General features: G+C 51.8%; 1 protein-coding gene. It reads right to left on the bottom strand.

Annotation, left to right across the window (positions count from 1 at the left end; all coding sequences use genetic code 11):
* A partial coding sequence (locus KP705_RS21935) for a transposase (RefSeq protein ID WP_215765569.1) occupies positions 1-338 on the bottom strand: 338 nt, incomplete at both ends.

Here is a 338-nt window from a genome sequence, read left to right as displayed (position 1 = left end):
CGGGTGATACCGACAGTTCGGATGAACAATCCCGTCTGTGATTTCTGGTCGGCAAAGACGTGCTCGACGCGCGATCGGATCACGGACTTTCCAGCATTCGATTTCTGGATATGTCGGGGCATAGGCTTGAGATGCGGCTTTTTTCTGTGAACCTTTGAGACAAAACCCTCTTTGTCCATGAAGTCCTCATTCGCTTTCGAGCGATAAGCTGTATCAGCCCAAACGCTTGAGGCCGTATTGGTTTTATCTAACAGCCCCTCTCTCAATCGCGCACCATCACTGGCGGCGGCATCCGTCGTCTTCCATTTTCGGATGAACCGAAACTTCCGGTCGATGGA

This window comes from Gluconobacter sp. P1D12_c, assembly GCF_018812105.1.
GTDB lineage: Bacteria > Pseudomonadota > Alphaproteobacteria > Acetobacterales > Acetobacteraceae > Gluconobacter > Gluconobacter oxydans_A.
The sequence above is the reverse complement of the archived record's forward strand: the minus strand, read 5'-3'. Positions and strand labels throughout refer to the sequence as shown.